This window comes from Aquitalea sp. ASV11, assembly GCF_016429185.1.
Lineage (GTDB): Bacteria > Pseudomonadota > Gammaproteobacteria > Burkholderiales > Chromobacteriaceae > Aquitalea > Aquitalea pelogenes.
The window spans coordinates 1-16,771 of record NZ_JAELUD010000027.1 but is presented as its reverse complement, the minus strand read 5'-3'; the positions used below and the strand labels follow the sequence as shown (position 1 = coordinate 16,771).

The following is a 16,771-nucleotide window of genomic DNA, read 5'->3' as shown; positions in this document are numbered from 1 at the left end:
TAATATGTGAGTCGAAAGGCCCGGCTTTGCCGGGTCCAGTGCAATCGCATCAAATGGCTTTGTCTGCAGCCTGCAGCCCCGTTTCCATCATGGAACGGGGCTTTTGTTTGATCAGCTGGCTTGTAACACCCTGCTGCTGTTTGTCATGATGGCGGATTGACTGTCTGTAACTGGCTGCAAGGGAGCAATCGCGCATGAGTTTTCATATCCGCCGCATCGAGCCGGAAGACGCCGCCGCCATGGCGCGCTTGCAATCCGCCCCCGGCGTGGTACGCCATACTTCACAGCAGCCCTATCAGTCGGCCGCCGACTGGCAGCAAAAATTGCAGCAGCTGTCCCCATCCTGTCACTGGCTGGTGGCCTGTGATGCTGCCGACGAAGTGATAGCCAGCGCCGGGCTCACCATCCTGCCGCAGGCGCGTTGCCGCCATGTGGCCGACCTGTTCCTGCTGGTTCGTGATGAATGGCAGGGCAAGGGCGTGGGGCGTGCCCTGATGCAGGCCTTGCTGGAGCTGTCCGATAACTGGCTGGGGCTGATCCGGTTGCAACTGATGGCCCAGCAGGACAATCAGCGCGCCATTGCGCTGTACGAGCGCTTTGGCTTCCAGCATGAAGGCGTGGTGCGGCAGGACATCCTGCAAGACGGACGCTATGTGGACAGCGTGGTGATGGCACGGCTGCACTGGCCGGCAGGAGGTCAGGCATGAGCCAGTTTCACCTTCGCAAACCGGGGCCGGCCGATGCCGCGGCACTGCGCGCCCTGATGAGCGATCCGCTCTGTTACGGCAATACCCTGCAGCTGCCCTATCCCTCCATGCAGCTGTGGCAACAGCGGCTGGCGGGCAATGACCCACTTCACCATGCACTGTTGCTGGAAACCGCGGAGGGCCAGGTGATTGCCCATGGTTCCTTATGGCGGGAATGTGCGCCAAGACTGGCGCATGGGGCCAGCCTGGGCATAGCGGTGCAGCGCGAATGGCAAGGGCAGGGCGTGGGCTCTGCCTTGCTGCAGGGTATGCTGGACCTGGCCGATAACTGGCTGGGCCTGCACCGGGTGGAACTGACGCTATTCACCGACAATGCCGCTGCGCTGGGCTTGTACCGCAAACATGGCTTTGTCGAAGAGGCCTGTTTGCGCGCCTATGCCTTGCGCGCTGGGCGTTATGAAGATGTGTTGAAAATGGCAAGACTACGCCCCATGCCCTTGCATGGCGTGCGCTAGCGGCAGGACAAAAAAATAACGCCATCGACAGATGGCGTTTTCAATGTCACAACAAAGGAGTTTGCTGTCTGCCCCTGACGGCAGTGACTTGCTGATGCACGGCAAGCCCTGAAGAAACTTCAACAGAGTGTCGACATTATCCAATCTGCCTGGCAAGCTGTCGTTCATCATCCGGACATGAAGCGGTAATATTGCGACGTGTCTGATTTATATAAAGAAAAAGCGCGGATAGCCCGCGCTTTTGTCTTTCTCAGGCAGTCGTGTCCGATCGCCTTGATCAAGTACTTAGATGTCCTGCCCTTCGACAATGCCATCATGGCTGGCTGAGGACTTGGGCAGAATCAGGTTCAGCGCCATGGCCAGAATCGAGCACAGGCCCACGCCGGCCAGTTCCAGCCCGCCCAGTTTCAGCGTCAGGCCACCGATACCGGCAGTCAGCACTACCGAAATGATCACCAGATTGCGCGGTTGCATCAGGTCCACCTTGGCTTCAATCAGCGTCTTCAGGCCGATGGAAGCGATGGTGCCGAACAGCAGCACCATGATGCCGCCCATCACCGGCATGGGGATGGATTGCAGCAGCGCATTGAACTTGCCAAAAAAGGCCATGCAGATGGCAAACACGGCGGCCCAGGTCATGGTCACCGGGTTGAAGTTGCGGGTAATCATCACCGCGCCGGTCACTTCGGCATAAGTCGTCACCGGTGGGCCACCGATCAGGCCGGCCACGCACACACCCAGGCCATCACCCATCAGGGTGCGATGCAGGCCCGGCGTCTTGGTGAAGTCCTTGCCGGTGACGCCGCCAATGGCCATCACGCCACCGATATGTTCGATGGAGGGAGCAATGGCTACCGGCAGCATGAACAGCGCGGCAGACCAGTTGACCTCGGGGCTGTGGAATACCGGGGCGGCAAACCACGGCGCATTGGCCAGCTTGGCAAAATCCACCACGCCCATGAAGGCAGCGGCGATATAGCCCACGGTGACGCCAGCCAGAATCGGCACCAGCTTGAACATGCCGCGCGCGTAAATGGAAACGATGACGGTGGTGGCCAGCGAAATCGCAGCCAGCAGCATGGAGGTTTCATACGGCATGATCTGCTTGCCGCCAGCCTGACCCATGGCCATGCCGGAGGCTGCGGTGGCGACCGACAGGCCGATGATCATGATGACCGGGCCAATCACCACCGGCGGCAACAGTTTGTTGACCAGCTCCATGCCGCGCCAGCGCACGATGGCGGCAAACACGAAGTACATGAAACCGGCGGCAAACAGGCCGAACATGGTGGCACCCTGGCCCCAGGTATGCATGGAGTAGATGATGGGGCCGATAAAGGCAAAGGAGCTGCCCAGGAAAATGGGTACCTGACGACCGGTACACAGCTGGAACAGCAAGGTGCCGATGCCGGCACCAAGCAAGGCCATGGCCGGGTTGAGGCCAGTCAGCAGCGGAACCAGAACCAGTGCGCCAAAAGCGACGAACAGGATCTGGGCGCCGGAGATGGCCACCTTCACGTGTTGGAACATAATGGGATTTCCCTGTTTTTGTTGAAATTGAAATGGGCTTGGTCTGACGCTGACTCAGACCGTGCAATACATGATTGCCTGGGCAATGATGTTGTTCTGCTCCCGCGCCAGCTCGCTGTGCTGCCTGAAGTCCCGCACCATGGCCTGTACCCGTGAATAGGTATCAAAGTTGGGTAGCGGGCGATAGGCAATGTCCACGCCCAGCCGCGCCGCCACCTTCTTGATGGTGGTGGGCTTGATGCACACATGCACATCCGGCTGACTGTAGGCCAAAAAGCAGGTCACCACCGGCCACTTGGCCGGATTGGCATTGCCGTCATTGCGGCACAACTGCAGTACCTCGACAAAGTCGGCAAAGCTGTCCGGGCCAAACTGGTGCAGCAGGCGATACAAGGCCTGGGCAAACGGCAGGTGTACATCGCGAAAGCCCAGGTAATTGCGAAAAGCCATCTTCTCGAAGGTGCTGACCGTAGTGCTGCGGCCGATGATCTGGCGACAGGTTTCGCTGATGGCGGCAAGGTTGCCGTCGCTTAGCGCCTGCTGCATGGTCGTGGCGGCCAGTCCCTGGCTGCACAGCGTGATGACGCTGTCCACGCTGCGGTGCTTTCTGGCCAGTGCCTGCCATGCCGCGTCCTGCAAGCCATCGGGAAAGCGCAGCAAAAAATCCTGATCAATCGCCTGATGCGGACTCAACACGGTAGGTCTTCCTTGTGCATGGGGCTGGGGTTGCAAGGCCTGCAAAAAACGCCGCTACTTCGGCTGAAGGTGAGCGGCGTGTTGTGGGCATGGGCAGGACTCAGATGTGCTTGGTGCCGAAAATCTTGTCACCGGCATCACCCAGCCCCGGGATGATGTAGCCGTTTTCATTCAGATGGCTGTCCAGCGATGCCGCGTACAGTTGCACGTCCGGATGGGCATCGTTGACCACCTTCACGCCTTCCGGCGCTGCGACCATCACCACCGCCTTGATCTGCTTGCAGCCTTTGCGCTTGAGCAGTTCGATGGTGGCCACCATGGAGCCGCCGGTTGCCAGCATCGGGTCGATGATGATGGCGATGCGCTCGTCCAGGCTGTCGACGAATTTCTCGAAGTAGGACACCGGCTCCAGCGTTTCTTCGTTGCGGGCCAGGCCCACCACGCTGATTTTGGCGGAAGGCACCAGATCAAGCACGCCGTCCAGCATGCCGATGCCGGCGCGCAGGATGGGAACGACAGTGACTTTCTTGCCCTTGATTTGCTGTACGTCGATCTTGCCGCACCAGCCGTCGATGGTGGTGGCTTCCAGTTCGAAGTCGCGTGTGGCTTCATAAGCCAGCAGGCGTGCCAGTTCCTGGGTGAGCTGGCGGAATTTCATGGTGCTTATGTCGCCTTCGCGCAGCAGACCCAGTTTATGTTGCACCAGCGGATGGTTGACTACGTGGATATTCATTTTTTTGGTCCCAACCCTGTGAAAAAGCTGCCGATGCCGGTCTTGTGAACCGCAGTGGCAGCTTGTTTCAGATATGCGAAACCGGCCTTGTTGCCGCGGCCGGTCTTTGAATGAGGTATGGGGCGATATTCTACCGCTTTTCCCAGCTGGAAATCCACGGGATTAACCCTGATGCAGGCAATGGCGCCGAGCAGATATAACCCTGCACCGCAGTGCAAGCCAGTTCCGTCAGGACGGAGAGGTCCCCGGCGTCTTCCACACCCATGCCAATGGTCTGCAGGCCTTCACGTTGCCCCAGCTCCAGGGCTTCTTGCAGGATGGCACGCAAGTGCTGGTTATCCCCTGCGCCGTGGACAAAGGCCCGGTCGGTTTTCAGGCCGCTGAAGTGACTGGACTTGAGTTTGTCGGTCAGCCCCACGCCAATGCCGAACTCATCCACCATTACGCCAAAACCGGCCTGGCGCAGTGTAGCCAGCTGGGTGTCGGCTACCGTCCAGTGCTGGCGCAAGGTGCTCTCGGAAAACTCCAGAGTCAGGTTGGCTGGGGTCAAGCCTGCCAGACGTGTTTTCTGGGTAAGGTGGGAGGTCAGTTGCGGGTCGGCCAGCAACTGGGCCGAGAGGTTGATCGATACATTCAGGTCGAAACCCTGATCCAGCCAGTCGCGGCAGGCATACAGGGACTTTTCCAGAATCAGTTCTGTCAGCTCGCGAATCATGCCGCGCTCTTCCATCACCGGCACAAAGGTGATGGGGGACAGCACGCCCAGCGCCGGGTGACGCCAGCGCGCCAGCGCTTCGGCACCGATCACGCGGCGGGTCTGGATGTTCACAATCGGCTGGAAATAAGGCACCAGCTGGTCGTTGACCAGGGCTTTCCAGATTTCATCAATCGGCATGGCCGTGCCACCGTTGGCAGTCAACGGGCTGGCGCTTTGGTCCGGAGCGGCATAGAAGCCGTCAGCTTGGGAGGAGGTCATGTCTGTCAGGTATCCGCTACGAAAAGGGCGCTGCCTTGCCTGTCTGTCATGGCTGAATTGTAAGACAGGGAATTCCGGGTGGATATGTTCATCTTCAAAATGCCGCAAAAAAACCCGGCATGGCCGGGTTTTGGCAAATACGGTGCGACCTGGCTTACAGGCCTTCCAGCACCTGTTGCAGTTCGCCAGACTGGTACATCTCGTACATGATGTCCGAACCGCCAATGAATTCACCCTTCACGTACAGCTGCGGAATGGTCGGCCAGTTGGAGAATTCCTTGATGCCCTGGCGGATTTCCGGGTCTTGCAGCACGTCGACGGTCTTGATGGTTTCGACGCCACAGGCTTTCAGGATTTGCACTGCGCGCGAGGAAAAGCCGCACTGCGGGAACTGGGCCGAACCTTTCATGAACAACACAACCGGATTTTCGGTAACGGTCTGCTTGATGATTTCCTGGGTATCCATGGGGAATTCCTTGCTGTGAAAGGGCCGGCGCCGGGCTGACCCTGAATACTTGACTGAATCAATGGGTTATTGTACGTAAGCGGGCCGTCCCGGTCAATTTGCCTGATGGCGTGCGCGCAGCTGGCGCAGGAATATCTCGGCCTGGCCGTCATACAAGGCATGCCGGTTCATGAAGCGCGACACATTGGCTGCCACCAGAGCAGTTGCCATCAGCGGGATGATCATGCTGGACGAAGACGAAGTCATTTCCATCACGATGACAAAGCCGGTCATCGGTGCGCGGGTCATGCCGGAGAAAAACGCCACCATACCCAGCAACACCATGGCGGCCTGGGGCAAAAACGGCAGCAACAATGACATGTTCAGGCCAAAGCCCGCCCCCACGGCGAGGGAGGGGGCAAACATGCCGCCGGGTGCGCCGCTGATATAGGTGATGATCAGCGACAGCAGCTTGAGAATACCGTATTCCTGCATGCTGCTGCCGCCACCTTCAATGATTTCCTTGGCACGGAAATAGCCGGTGCCAAAGGTGATGCCATCGCTGCCAATGCCGATGACGGCCAGCAGCAAGCCACAGGCAATGGCAAACAGGATGGGGTAGTGGCTGCGCCAGTCATGCAAAGGACCGGGCAGGCGGTTGGCCAGGGCCAGAATGGCACGTGAAGTCAGCCCGCCGATGATGCCGCCGACGATGCCGCATACCGGAATGGCCATCCAGCCCGAGCGCAACTCCAGTGCGACGGATACCACGCCGAAGTAGTTGTAATCGCCCAGTACGGCAATGGCGGTGATACCGGCCAGAATCACCGACAGCAGGATGGTGGAGCTGGCACGCTGGTCGAAGGTGCGGCCCATTTCCTCGATGGCAAATACGATGCCGGCCAGCGGGGTATTGAATGCCGCTGCCACACCTGCTGCGGCACCGGCCAGAATGAAACTGCGTGCCACGCCTTCATGGCGCAAGGCGGCTTCGCGGTTGAGGGAATACTTGATGGCAGCACCCACCTGCACGATGGGGCCTTCATAGCCCATGGTGGAGCCACAGCCCACGCCGATCAGTGTCAGTACCATCTTGCCCACGGCAGCCCGCATGGTCAGGATGCGCGCACGCAGCGCATGCATGCCCGGCTGCATGGCAATGATGGTTTGCGGAATGCCGCCACCACCGGCACCTTCAAAGAAGGTGCGCAGCAGCCAGACGGACAAACCCAGCCCGGCGGGGGTAATCAACAGCGCCCAAAACGGCGATTGATCGTAGATCTGGTAGAACAGCTCGTGCGACAGATGGCTGCCATTGGCAAACACGGCGGCCACCAGGCCGATGAGGATGGCAGCAATCCAGATGGGAGCCCGACGCCGCCACAATCCCACGGACAAATACAGGTATCTCAGGCGGCGGCTGGCGCGCAGGCCGTGCTGGCCCAGGCGCCGGGCGACTCTGGAGTCGGACATGGGGGTGGGAACTCCATCGGTTTATCAAGAGAGTAGCAGAGCCGAAACGCAAATCATTCTGGATTGAACAGTATTTTCGATTCTGCTAATACTCTAATGATAAGGTCAATCTGCTTTCCTGACCAGAACCGCGGCAAAGAAACCGTCAGAATTATGCAAATGCGGTTTCAGTTCCAGATAATTACCGATTTGCAGCGGAATTTTCTGTTCGGCCAGTGCGGCATCCATCGGCAGCAGGCTGAAGTCCGGATGTGCGGCCAGGAAGGCTTCCACGATGTCGCGGTTTTCCTGCGGCAGCAGGCTGCAGGTGGCATACACCAGACGGCCGCCCACTTTGACCAGACGGGCTGCCGACGCCAGGATGGCGGTTTGCTTGGCGTTCAGCTCGGCTACGCTTTCCGGGCTTTGGCGGAATTTCAGGTCCGGGTTACGGCGCAGGGTGCCAAGGCCGGAGCAGGGGGCATCCACCAGCACGCGATCCGCCTTGCCGGCCAGACGCTTCACCTTGCTGTCGTTCTCGTGTGCCAGCAGTTGCGGATGCACATTGGACAGGCCGGAGCGGGCCAGACGCGGCTTGAGGTTGGCCAGACGCTTTTCCGACACGTCAAATGCGTACAGTCGGCCGCTGGAAGCCATTTGTGCGCCCAGCAGCAGGGTCTTGCCACCGGCACCGGCACAGAAGTCCACCACCATTTCACCACGACGCGCGCCGGTAATCAGGCCCAGGAGCTGGCTGCCTTCATCCTGCACTTCGATGGCACCGGACTTGAACAGCTCATACTTGCTCAGCGAGGGTTTACCTTGCAGGCGGATGCCAATCGGGGAGTACGGAGTAGGTTCGCAGGGCATGCCGTCGGCGCGCAGACGGTCGATGACTTCATCGCGCTTCATTTTCAGGGTGTTGACACGCAGGTCGAGCGGGGCGGGTTCCATCAGGCCCAGGCCCAGTGCCAGCACGTCTTTCGGGTCTTTTTCTGCCAGACGCTCGATTACCCATTCCGGCAGTTCGGCTGCCACGGACAGGCTGTCTTCCAGCGTCTTGCCCTTGACACCACCCAGCCATTCGCGTTCGCCTGCGCTGGTGCAGTCAGCCATTTCCTTGATGTTGAGCTTTTGCAGACGCATCAGCGCCACCATGGCCAGGCGGCGCGGCGTGGCTTTTTCCGGGGCGATGAGGGCGCGGAACTGGATCAGGCGGCGCAGGCAGCCAAAAGCGGTTTCGGCAATCAGGTGACGGTCGTTGGAACCCAGCTTCACGTTTTCGCGGAAGTAGGCGGACAGCACGGCATCTGCCGGGCGGTCGAAGCGGGTCATCTGGCTGATGACGGTTTCGATATGTTTCAGTTGGCTATGGCTGATATTCATTAACGGTTATTCCGGGTCATGGGGCGAGCGGGCAGGCGCCATTGCTCGGTGCCGTCAACATTGATCAGCACGGCGCGCAGTTCCACCCGCTTGCTTTTGTCGATGCGCGAAATGCGCACCGGCAGGTTGGAGAAATCCGGAGCCAGCCAGAATTCGGTGATGTCATCCTCGCCCTTGGCGCGGAACACAATCACCCGGATCTTGCCGGAGCCGGTGTCGTAATCGGTTTCGCCACTGGGGGTCATCGGATAGTCGTAGACCTTTTTCCCGGTGGTGATCTGTAGCGGGGCAGTGCCAAGCTGGCCGCCCTTCAGGCCCAGCTGGAAAGCCAGGCTGAATACATCCTGCGCCCCGCTGCGCAAGGCGATTTCCTTGTCTCCCTGGTCGCCAAAATGCAGCATGCCGGCAGACCAGTCAAAGCGGGCGGATTCCTTGGCTTCCTGGCCTACCCAGGCTTGCAGGCTATCCGGTTGCAGGCCTTGTTTGCCCAGTTGTCCTTGCGAAAGGTAGCGCCTGTTTCCGCCCACCAGCGGATTGAAGCGGATTTCCAGCGTGTAGCGGTGGCCATCCTGTTGCCAATCCAGACCGCCGCTGCCCACCATCGCACCATTATAGAAGGTCTGGTAGCCAAGTTTGGCCCGTGCCGGGAAGCGGTGCAGTGCGCTGGCCGGGGTCAGATAACCGGCCGGCCTGTCGTTATTGCTGGCTGCTGCTGCGCTGGCTTCTTCTGCCTTGGCGTGCTTTTCCGGCTTTGTTGCCGGGTGTTCTGCCTCCGGCATGCTGGCCTCGGCACGCTTGCTGCTTTCTGTGGCCGGCTGACTGGCATCTGCCAGGTCGGCTGGATGTTCCGCCGCTTTGTCCGCTGCTGTGTCTGCCTTGGCCTGCACGCCTGAAGCATCGCGTTTGGGCTTGCGCCTTTTCGCTGCCGGATGATGCGACACCGAACCTGCAGCGGGGCCAAGTGGTAGCAGTCGGGCAGTGGGTACTGCGGGTGGTGCTGGTGTATCCAGTGCCAGCGCCTGCATCTTGACGTCAATCTTGCGTAAAGCCTGATCCGGCGGCAGCTCGATGACGGCATCGGGCAGCAGGCCCGAGCCCAGCATGGCCAGATGCACCAGTACCGAGAGCAGCAAGGCAAGGGCAAAGACCCGCAGCGGTGTCTTCATGCGGATACGGTATTACGGCGCCGGTGCCATCAGGCTGCCGGCCGGTTGTGTCGGCGAGGCCACGCGGCCATCAATAATGTTCAGTTCATCGGCGACAAAACGGCGTACGGCATCGGGGTAGAGCTGGTGTTCCAGCTGCAATACCCGCGCGGCCACGCTGTCCGGGGTGTCATCCGGCAGCAGGCTGACCACGCCTTGCGATACGATGGGGCCGTGATCCAGTTCGGCGGTGACAAAGTGCACGGTGCAACCTGCCACCTTGCAGCCCATTTCCAGCGCCCGCGCGTGGGTATGCAGGCCGGGGAAGGCCGGCAGCAGCGAGGGATGGATGTTGAGCATGCGGCCTTCGTAACGACGGGTGAAGCCGGCGGTCAGGATGCGCATGAAACCGGCCAGCACCACCAGCTGCGGCTGGAAGCCATCAATGACCTGGGCCAGTGCGGCATCGAAGTCCTCGCGGCTGGCATAGGCCTTGTGGTCCACCACGGCCGTGGCAATGCCACGCTCGGCGGCCCAGGCGAGGCCAGCGGCATCAGGGCGATTGGATATCACCGCCGCAATGCATGCGCCGGGGATATTGGCGTCGACAATGGCCTGCATATTGGAGCCACGGCCGGAAATCAGAATGACGATATTCTTCATGGGTCAACATGTCTGCGGCAGCCACAATGCCTGCCGGTAAAAAAACAAGCGCCGCCAGCAGTGCTAGCGGCGCCGTTTGGTGTCACTGCCGGACTCAGGAAATCTGGGTCTGGTGTTCGTCACCATTGCGGGCGCGCACAGTGCCCAGGCGATGTACGGTTTCGCCTTCCTGCTGCAGCAGGGCAGTGGCAGCAGCCACGTGCTCTTCGGCCACAATCACTACCATGCCGATGCCACAGTTGAAGGTGCGGTACATTTCCTGGCTGTCCACGTTGCCTTCTTTTTGCAGCCACTGGAACAGCTTGGGCAGCTCCCAGCTGTTGGCGTCGAGCTGGGCAACCACATTGTCCGGCAGTACGCGCGGGGTGTTTTCGGTGATGCCGCCGCCGGTGATGTGGGCCATGCCTTTTACCGGCAGGGTCTGCATCAGCTTGAGCAGCGGTTTCACGTAGATGCGGGTCGGCGCAATCACGGCGTCACGCAAGCTCTTGTCGCCATCAAAGGCGGCGTCCAGATCCGGCTGGGCGCGGTCGATGATCTTGCGAACCAGGCTGTAGCCGTTGGAATGCACACCGTTGGAACCCAGGCCCAGGACAACATCGCCCGGCACGATGGTACGGCCGGTGATCACCTGGCTTTTTTCCACCACGCCGACAGCAAAGCCGGCCAGATCGTATTCGCCCACCGGGTACATGCCCGGCATTTCAGCGGTTTCGCCGCCGATCAGTGCACAACCGGCCTGTTCGCAACCGGCGGCAATGCCCTTGATGACGTCGGTGGCTTGCGGTACGTCCAGCTTGCCGCAGGCGAAGTAATCCAGGAAGAACAGCGGCTCGGCGCCCTGTACCAGAATGTCGTTCACGCTCATGGCGACCAGATCGATGCCGACGGTGTCGTGGCGGTTCCAGTCAAAGGCGAGTTTCAGCTTGGTGCCCACGCCATCGGTGCCGGAAACCAGGACGGGCTCTTTGTACTTTTTGGAAATTTCCACCAGTGCGCCGAAACCGCCGATACCGCCGAGAACTTCCGGGCGCATGGTGCGCTTGGCATAGGGCTTGATGTTTTCGACGAGCGCGTCGCCGGCGTCGATATCCACGCCTGCATCACGGTAACTGAGGGACTGGGTGCTCAAGGTAAACTCGCTTTCTGCTAACTTGAAGTATTTTCACGTCAAGCTTTCGCTGATGCGAAAGCACTGTATTTTAACTGAATTTCCTCGGGAAAGCTGCGCTAAGTTTGCAATGTGTTGTCCGGATGCGTGCCGGGCAGGCTGGGGGAGCGGCAGTTGGCAGGGTGCGCTGGCACGACGGGAGTATGCAGACTGGCGATTTTATACAACAACAAGCACTAAACAAATGCCATGCAGCGGTTTCGCCAAGCAGGCATCTCAGCGTAAAATTGCTGTCTGACTTCAATCGGCCCACACGACCTTACTCTTGGACCAGCTAGTACTAGACCTGACCCCCACGCCGCTGCCGGCTTTCGACAATTTCCTGGCCCAGCGCAACCGCGAGGTGATTACCGCCCTCACGGCGGAGGATGGCGAGCGTTTCATTTATCTGTGGGGCGAGCCGGGCAGTGGCAAGACGCATCTGTTGCAAGCCTGGATTGCCCACGCCGAGCGGCTGGGCCGTGCTTCCATTTATCTGGATGGCCAGAAAGAGCATTTGCCGGACTTTGCCCGTGAAGCCAGCTTCATCGCCGTAGACCATGTCGACGACCTGGCACCGGACGACCAGATCACCCTGTTCTCCTTTTATAACTCCCTGAAGGAGAGCGGCGAAGGCCGCCTGCTGATGGCCGGGCGCAAACCGCCGATGGCTGCCGCCGTGCGTGACGACCTGCGTACCCGCCTGGGCTGGGGACTGGTGCTGGAAGTAAAGGCCCTGTCCGACGACGACAAGCTGGCTGCGCTGCGCACCCATGCCGCCAACCGCCAGCTGGCCATTGCCGACGATGTGTTCCGTTACCTGCTTACCCACTGGCGGCGCGACCTGTCCAGCCTGATCGGCATGCTGGACATGCTGGACCGCTATTCGCTGGCGCTGCGCCGCCCCATCACCGTGCCGCTGGTGAAAAACGTTTTGCAAACCGCGAGTTCTTCCGACACATGACCCAAGCACGCAATCTGGCCCTGTTTGACCTGGACAACACCCTGCTGATCGGCGACTCCGATTTCGAATGGCCGCGCTTCCTGATCAAGCGTGGCATCGTGGATCAGGCTTACTACGACCACCGCAACAACCATTTCTACGAACAGTACAAGGCCGGCACGCTGAATATCGGCGAATACCTGGAATTTGCGCTGGAACCGCTCACCCGCTACGACAACCAGGAACTGGCGGCACTGCATGCGGCTTATATGGATGAGCACATCCGCCCCATCATTCCGCAAGCCGCGCGTGACCTGCTCAACCTGCATCGCCAGCAGGGCGATGAAATCCTCATCATCACCGCCACCAACCGCTTCATCACCGGCCCCATCGCGGCCGAACTGGGCGTGGATGACGAACACCTGATCGCCATCGACCTGGAACGCACCGCCGATGGCCGCTACACCGGCAAGCACACCGGCGTGCCCAGCTTCCAGGCCGGCAAGATCACCCGGCTGGAAATGTGGCTGGCCGAACGTGGCCAGACGCTGGCCAGCTATGGCCGCAGCTTCTTTTATAGCGATTCGCACAACGACCTGCCCTTGTTGTCCATCGTCAGCAACCCGGTGGCAGTCGATCCGGACGACACCCTGCGCCAGCATGCCAAGGAGCAGGGCTGGCCGATCATCAGCCTGCGTAGCTGAAATAGCGCATCAATAGTTCAGACAGTCTGGCTACGGCCAGACTGTTTTTGTATGGAGAGATGATATGGAGCAACTGCAAGCATTCCTGGCCCGCGCCGAAGCCCTGCTGGCCCGTCTCGAACCCCTGTTGCCCCCGGCCCGGCCCGAGCCGGACTGGAGTGCAGCGGCCTACCGCTGGCGGCGTCAGGGCATGGCCGGCTGGCTGGAGAGTGTCAGCGAGCCGCACACTCTGCCGCTGGCACGGCTGACCCATATCGACAATCAGCTCAAGCTGCTGGTGCGTAACACCCGCCAGTTCGTCAAGGGCAAACCGGCCAACAATGTGCTGCTGACCGGTGCGCGTGGCACCGGCAAATCGTCACTGGTGAAAGCCTTGCTGCCGGAATTTGCCGACAAGGGCCTGCGCATCATCGAGGTGGACAAGGAGCATCTGTCCGATCTGGCCCAGATCATGGCGCTGGTGGCCGGGCGCAAGGAGCGCTACATCCTGTTTTGCGACGACCTGTCGTTTGAAGACGGTGATGACGCCTACAAGGCACTGAAAACGGCGCTGGATGGCGGCCTGGCGCGCCGGGCGGAAAACATGCTGGTGTATGCCACCTCCAACCGCCGTCACCTGATGCCGGAAAAACACAGCGAAAACCGCGAAGGCTGGGTCAGCGATGGCGAAATCCATCCGGGCGAAGCCATCGAAGAAAAAGTGTCGCTGTCCGACCGCTTCGGCCTGTGGCTGTCGTTTTATCCGTTTGATCAGGACGCCTACCTCGCCGCTGTCAAAACCTGGCTGGAGCACTTCGGGCTAAGCATGGACAGCGAAGCCGAACGCGCCGCCCTGCAATGGAGCCAGCTGCGTGCCAGCCGTTCCGGCCGGGTAGCCTGGCAGTTTGCCAATGACTGGGCCGGGCGTAGTGCCAAGGAACGCAAGGCGGAGCTGGGCAAGTGAGCATGACGGCCGCCGCCAGCATGCCGTCGCAGCACAAGGCGCGCGGCATCCTGCTGTACAGTCTGGCCATCTTTTTGCTGGCGGTGATGGATGCCAGCGCCAAATGGCTGACCCATGGCTATCCGGTGGGGGAGATCATCTTCTTCCGCTCGCTGTTTGCCCTGCCCATCCTGCTGGTGCTGGGCTTGCGTCACAGCAGCGCACCGGCCCGGCTGCTGGCCACCGCCCATCCGTGGCGGCATCTGCTGCGTGGCATGGTGGTGCTGGTCACTATCGTCACCTTCTTCATTGCCTTGCGCCATCTGCCCCTGGCCACGGTGACGGTGATCACCCTGTCGAATCCGGTATTCATGCTCTTGCTCAGCCTGGTATGGCTGGGCGAGCGCGTTGGACGACGGCAATGGCTGGCGGTGGCACTGGGCCTGCTGGGTGTGCTGGTGGTGTGTGGCTGGTCCGGCCTGCAGTTCAATGTCTACAGCCTGCTGGCGGTGGGTTCTGCATTGTCTTATGCCCTGGCCTCGCTGCTGACGCGCCAGTTGTCGGCCACCGACAGCCCGGCCACCATTGCCATGCTGGGAACGCTGATCATGCTGGTTGTCAGTGCGCTGACTGCCGGCAGCGACTGGCAGCTGCCCGGCTGGGGCGACTGGCTGGTACTGCTGTTGCTGGGCCTGAGCGGCGGGTTGGCCAATTTCGTCAACGCCCTGTCACTGCGCTATGTGCAGCTGTCGGCGGTGGCACCGCTGGAGTACAGCATCCTGCTGTGGGCGGCCGCACTGGGCTATCTGTTTTTTGGTGAAATGCCCGGCATCACCACCTGGCTGGGCGGTGCACTCATCATCGCCAGCGGCGTGGTGGTGGCCCGTGAGAAACATTAAGGCAAACAATAATCAACATGCATTCCGACAAGAAAATCATCGAAGTGGTGGCGGGCGCGCTGATGCGACCGGATGGCAGCTTCATGCTGGGTAGCCGGCCGGAAGGCAAGCCCTATGCCGGTTACTGGGAATTCCCCGGCGGCAAGGTGGAGCCGGGCGAAAGCGCCATGCAGGCACTGGTGCGCGAGCTGCAAGAAGAAATGGCCATCACGGTGACCCATGCCACGCCCTGGCTGACCCGGGTGCATCACTACGAACATGCATCGGTACGCTTGCACTTCTTCCGGGTATGGGACTGGCAGGGCGAGCCGCAACCGCAAGAGGGACAACAGTTTGCCTGGCAAGCACCGGGTGAAACCAGTGTCGAGCCCATGCTGCCGGCCAACGGGCCGATTCTCAAATCCCTGCAACTGCCCGCGCTATATGCCATCACCTGTGCGCATGAAATCGGTGTGGCCGCCCAGTTGCAGGCGCTGGCTGATGGCCCGGCATACGCGCTGGTGCAAGTGCGCGAACCGGACATGAACCGGCAGCAGCTACAGGCCTTTGTCACCGATGTGGCTGCCATCGTGCATGCGCGCGGCGGCAAGGTGGTGGTGAATGCCGATCCGGACTGGCTTGCAGGCTGGCCGGTGGATGGCGTGCATCTGAATGGCAGCCGTCTGCGGCATCTGCAGCAGCGGCCGGATTTTGCCTGGGTAGGGGCGTCGGTGCACAGCGCCGCCGAGCTGCAACTGGCTGGTGAGCAGGGCCTGGATTACGCCTTGCTGGGCCATGTCCAGCCTACGGCCAGCCACCCCGGCGTCACCCCGCTGGGCTGGGCGGGCTTTGCGGCGGTATTGGCAGATGGCATTCCGCTGCCGGTGTATGCGCTGGGCGGTTTGCAGCAGCAGGATCTGCCACCAGCCCGCCAGCATGGTGCGCACGGCGTGGCGCTGATGCGAGGGGCATGGCAATGACGATGAATCTCAAACAGAAAAAACTGCTGTTGATTGGCGTGGCCCTGATATTGCTGGCGGCACTCAAGGGGGGGCTGATCTGGTGGTATTTCCAGCACAAGCAACAAGCCGCTGTGCCGGAGTCGCTGGCCTGCAATGTCACACTGGGTGCGTGCAGCCTGCCGGACGGTGGCAGCCTGCGTTTTGTCACGCCTCCGCAAAACGGCAAGCCTTTTGTCATGCGGCTGGAAGGGGTGACTGCCAGCGAACCCAGCGTGGAGTTCGCCATGGCAGACATGGACATGGGCTTCAACCGTTATCGCTTTGTTGCTGATGGTGCCAACTGGCAGGCGCGCATCACCTTGCCGGTATGTGTCACGGGCAGCCGATACTGGATTGCCACCCTGCATCTGGGGGACAAGGCTTACAGCCTGCAGTTCCAGGCGCAGTAGCGCAGGTATCGATCAGCACGCAAAGGCTCCGGGAGGGGCCTTTTTTGTGGAAAGTGTGGGTTTGGGCTGAGGCTGTTCCGGTAGTGATACTGGGCTAGATGCCGCAGATGCTGACTAATTTCCACCGCACCGACGCAGCCACCGGGCGGGCCCTGTCGGGCAGCCGCAGGCCATGCTTGCCGGGGTGGCCTTGGAGGTGAAGGAGGGCTTGGCCAGGCAAGCTCTCCTTCCCGTTCGCCGCGCGGAAGCGGCGTGGAAAAGATCATCCACGTGAGCGGATGCAAAGCCTGTTTCGACTTGGCAATGGCAACCCGATTTTCATCCAGCGCCACTGCGTTTAACTTCGCGGGTCTCGCCCCGCTGGCGAGGTACTTTGCTTTTGCTTCGCCTGTATAGACCGGAGAGATAGCTGACAGGTGTGCGAGGACATGGGTGACACTTTCGCGAGACCTTTCACTCGCGGAATAAACATGCCCTGGAAAGCCCAAAGCATCATGGATCTGAGAGAAGAGTTT

Annotated in this window: 18 protein-coding genes; 8 read left to right on the top strand and 10 right to left on the bottom strand. The window is 60.6% G+C overall.

Annotated features, from left to right (window positions below; translation table 11 throughout):
- Positions 1 to 194 precede the first annotated feature (194 nt).
- Together JHD62_RS10625 and JHD62_RS10620 are read left to right on the top strand one after the other, a co-directional pair.
- A complete protein-coding gene (locus JHD62_RS10625) occupies positions 195 to 707 on the top strand; it encodes a GNAT family N-acetyltransferase (RefSeq protein WP_131358193.1) in 513 nt (170 codons plus the stop codon).
- On the top strand, positions 704 to 1,222 hold the full coding sequence (locus JHD62_RS10620; RefSeq protein ID WP_199102862.1) for a GNAT family N-acetyltransferase: 519 nt from the start codon (positions 704 to 706) through the stop codon (positions 1,220 to 1,222). Before JHD62_RS10625 ends, JHD62_RS10620 begins: the two co-directional genes overlap by 4 nt.
- A gap of 285 nt (positions 1,223 to 1,507) precedes the next feature.
- On the opposite strand, the gene JHD62_RS10615 is transcribed toward JHD62_RS10620, so the two are convergent.
- The 10 genes from JHD62_RS10615 to purM form a co-directional block, all read right to left on the bottom strand.
- Positions 1,508 to 2,752: a uracil-xanthine permease family protein gene (locus tag JHD62_RS10615; protein ID WP_089085571.1), complete on the bottom strand. Its 1,245-nt coding sequence runs from the start codon at positions 2,750 to 2,752 to the stop codon at positions 1,508 to 1,510.
- Between the two features lie 54 nt (positions 2,753 to 2,806).
- Positions 2,807 to 3,448 (bottom strand): hypothetical protein, encoded by a 642-nt coding sequence (locus JHD62_RS10610; RefSeq protein WP_370541053.1) that lies wholly within the window; start codon positions 3,446 to 3,448, stop codon positions 2,807 to 2,809.
- 100 nt (positions 3,449 to 3,548) lie between these two features.
- Complete coding sequence (gene upp, locus JHD62_RS10605; protein ID WP_045847282.1) at positions 3,549 to 4,181, bottom strand: uracil phosphoribosyltransferase; 633 nt, start codon at positions 4,179 to 4,181, stop codon at positions 3,549 to 3,551.
- 130 nt (positions 4,182 to 4,311) lie between these two features.
- On the bottom strand, positions 4,312 to 5,157 hold the full coding sequence (locus JHD62_RS10600) for an EAL domain-containing protein (protein WP_199102861.1): 846 nt from the start codon (positions 5,155 to 5,157) through the stop codon (positions 4,312 to 4,314).
- Positions 5,158 to 5,311: 154 nt separating this feature from the next.
- Positions 5,312 to 5,623: a Grx4 family monothiol glutaredoxin gene (gene grxD / locus JHD62_RS10595; RefSeq protein WP_045847283.1), complete on the bottom strand. Its 312-nt coding sequence runs from the start codon at positions 5,621 to 5,623 to the stop codon at positions 5,312 to 5,314.
- 93 nt (positions 5,624 to 5,716) lie between these two features.
- The gene (locus JHD62_RS10590; protein ID WP_199102860.1) at positions 5,717 to 7,075 is read right to left on the bottom strand and encodes a chloride channel protein; all 1,359 of its coding nucleotides are present in this window, start codon (positions 7,073 to 7,075) and stop codon (positions 5,717 to 5,719) included.
- Between the two features lie 105 nt (positions 7,076 to 7,180).
- Positions 7,181 to 8,434 carry an RsmB/NOP family class I SAM-dependent RNA methyltransferase gene (locus JHD62_RS10585; protein WP_199102885.1) on the bottom strand — a complete coding sequence of 418 codons (1,254 nt, stop codon included), beginning with the start codon at positions 8,432 to 8,434 and terminating at the stop codon, positions 7,181 to 7,183.
- A 5-nt stretch (positions 8,435 to 8,439) separates the two neighbouring features.
- A complete protein-coding gene (locus JHD62_RS10580; RefSeq protein ID WP_199102859.1) occupies positions 8,440 to 9,606 on the bottom strand; it encodes a DUF3108 domain-containing protein in 1,167 nt (388 codons plus the stop codon).
- 12 nt (positions 9,607 to 9,618) lie between these two features.
- Positions 9,619 to 10,248 carry a phosphoribosylglycinamide formyltransferase gene (gene purN, locus JHD62_RS10575; protein ID WP_199102858.1) on the bottom strand — a complete coding sequence of 210 codons (630 nt, stop codon included), beginning with the start codon at positions 10,246 to 10,248 and terminating at the stop codon, positions 9,619 to 9,621.
- Positions 10,249 to 10,342: 94 nt separating this feature from the next.
- A complete protein-coding gene (gene purM, locus JHD62_RS10570; RefSeq protein WP_062788176.1) occupies positions 10,343 to 11,380 on the bottom strand; it encodes a phosphoribosylformylglycinamidine cyclo-ligase in 1,038 nt (345 codons plus the stop codon).
- A gap of 304 nt (positions 11,381 to 11,684) precedes the next feature.
- Here purM and hda point away from each other — a divergent pair, with 304 nt between their 5' ends.
- From hda to JHD62_RS10540, 6 genes are all read left to right on the top strand, one after another.
- A complete protein-coding gene (hda, locus tag JHD62_RS10565; protein ID WP_045847287.1) occupies positions 11,685 to 12,362 on the top strand; it encodes a DnaA regulatory inactivator Hda in 678 nt (225 codons plus the stop codon).
- Complete coding sequence (locus JHD62_RS10560) at positions 12,359 to 13,045, top strand: HAD family phosphatase (protein WP_199102857.1); 687 nt, start codon at positions 12,359 to 12,361, stop codon at positions 13,043 to 13,045. Before hda ends, JHD62_RS10560 begins: the two co-directional genes overlap by 4 nt.
- 64 nt (positions 13,046 to 13,109) lie before the next feature.
- Positions 13,110 to 13,988, top strand: a complete 879-nt coding sequence (locus tag JHD62_RS10555) for an ATP-binding protein (protein ID WP_199102856.1) — start codon at positions 13,110 to 13,112, stop codon at positions 13,986 to 13,988.
- 2 nt (positions 13,989 to 13,990) lie between these two features.
- Positions 13,991 to 14,866 carry a DMT family transporter gene (locus tag JHD62_RS10550; protein WP_233160846.1) on the top strand — a complete coding sequence of 292 codons (876 nt, stop codon included), beginning with the start codon at positions 13,991 to 13,993 and terminating at the stop codon, positions 14,864 to 14,866.
- 17 nt (positions 14,867 to 14,883) lie between these two features.
- On the top strand, positions 14,884 to 15,825 hold the full coding sequence (locus JHD62_RS10545) for a Nudix family hydrolase (RefSeq protein WP_199102854.1): 942 nt from the start codon (positions 14,884 to 14,886) through the stop codon (positions 15,823 to 15,825).
- A gap of 2 nt (positions 15,826 to 15,827) precedes the next feature.
- The gene (locus JHD62_RS10540; protein WP_199102853.1) at positions 15,828 to 16,256 is read left to right on the top strand and encodes a hypothetical protein; all 429 of its coding nucleotides are present in this window, start codon (positions 15,828 to 15,830) and stop codon (positions 16,254 to 16,256) included.
- Positions 16,257 to 16,771: the final 515 nt, after the last annotated feature.

Bases quoted from the DNA above. Each gene is read 5' to 3' on its own strand.
- JHD62_RS10625 (WP_131358193.1), top strand. From the start codon at position 195: ATGAGTTTTCATATCCGCCGCATCGAGCCGGAAGACGCCGCCGCCATG.
- JHD62_RS10620 (WP_199102862.1), top strand. From the start codon at position 704: ATGAGCCAGTTTCACCTTCGCAAACCGGGGCCGGCCGATGCCGCGGCA.
- JHD62_RS10615 (WP_089085571.1), bottom strand. From the start codon at position 2,752: ATGTTCCAACACGTGAAGGTGGCCATCTCCGGCGCCCAGATCCTGTTC.
- upp (WP_045847282.1), bottom strand. From the start codon at position 4,181: ATGAATATCCACGTAGTCAACCATCCGCTGGTGCAACATAAACTGGGT.
- JHD62_RS10600 (WP_199102861.1), bottom strand. From the start codon at position 5,157: ATGACCTCCTCCCAAGCTGACGGCTTCTATGCCGCTCCGGACCAAAGC.
- grxD (WP_045847283.1), bottom strand. From the start codon at position 5,623: ATGGATACCCAGGAAATCATCAAGCAGACCGTTACCGAAAATCCGGTT.
- JHD62_RS10590 (WP_199102860.1), bottom strand. From the start codon at position 7,075: ATGTCCGACTCCAGAGTCGCCCGGCGCCTGGGCCAGCACGGCCTGCGC.
- JHD62_RS10580 (WP_199102859.1), bottom strand. From the start codon at position 9,606: ATGAAGACACCGCTGCGGGTCTTTGCCCTTGCCTTGCTGCTCTCGGTA.
- purN (WP_199102858.1), bottom strand. From the start codon at position 10,248: ATGAAGAATATCGTCATTCTGATTTCCGGCCGTGGCTCCAATATGCAG.
- JHD62_RS10560 (WP_199102857.1), top strand. From the start codon at position 12,359: ATGACCCAAGCACGCAATCTGGCCCTGTTTGACCTGGACAACACCCTG.
- JHD62_RS10555 (WP_199102856.1), top strand. From the start codon at position 13,110: ATGGAGCAACTGCAAGCATTCCTGGCCCGCGCCGAAGCCCTGCTGGCC.
- JHD62_RS10550 (WP_233160846.1), top strand. From the start codon at position 13,991: ATGACGGCCGCCGCCAGCATGCCGTCGCAGCACAAGGCGCGCGGCATC.
- JHD62_RS10545 (WP_199102854.1), top strand. From the start codon at position 14,884: ATGCATTCCGACAAGAAAATCATCGAAGTGGTGGCGGGCGCGCTGATG.
- JHD62_RS10540 (WP_199102853.1), top strand. From the start codon at position 15,828: ATGAATCTCAAACAGAAAAAACTGCTGTTGATTGGCGTGGCCCTGATA.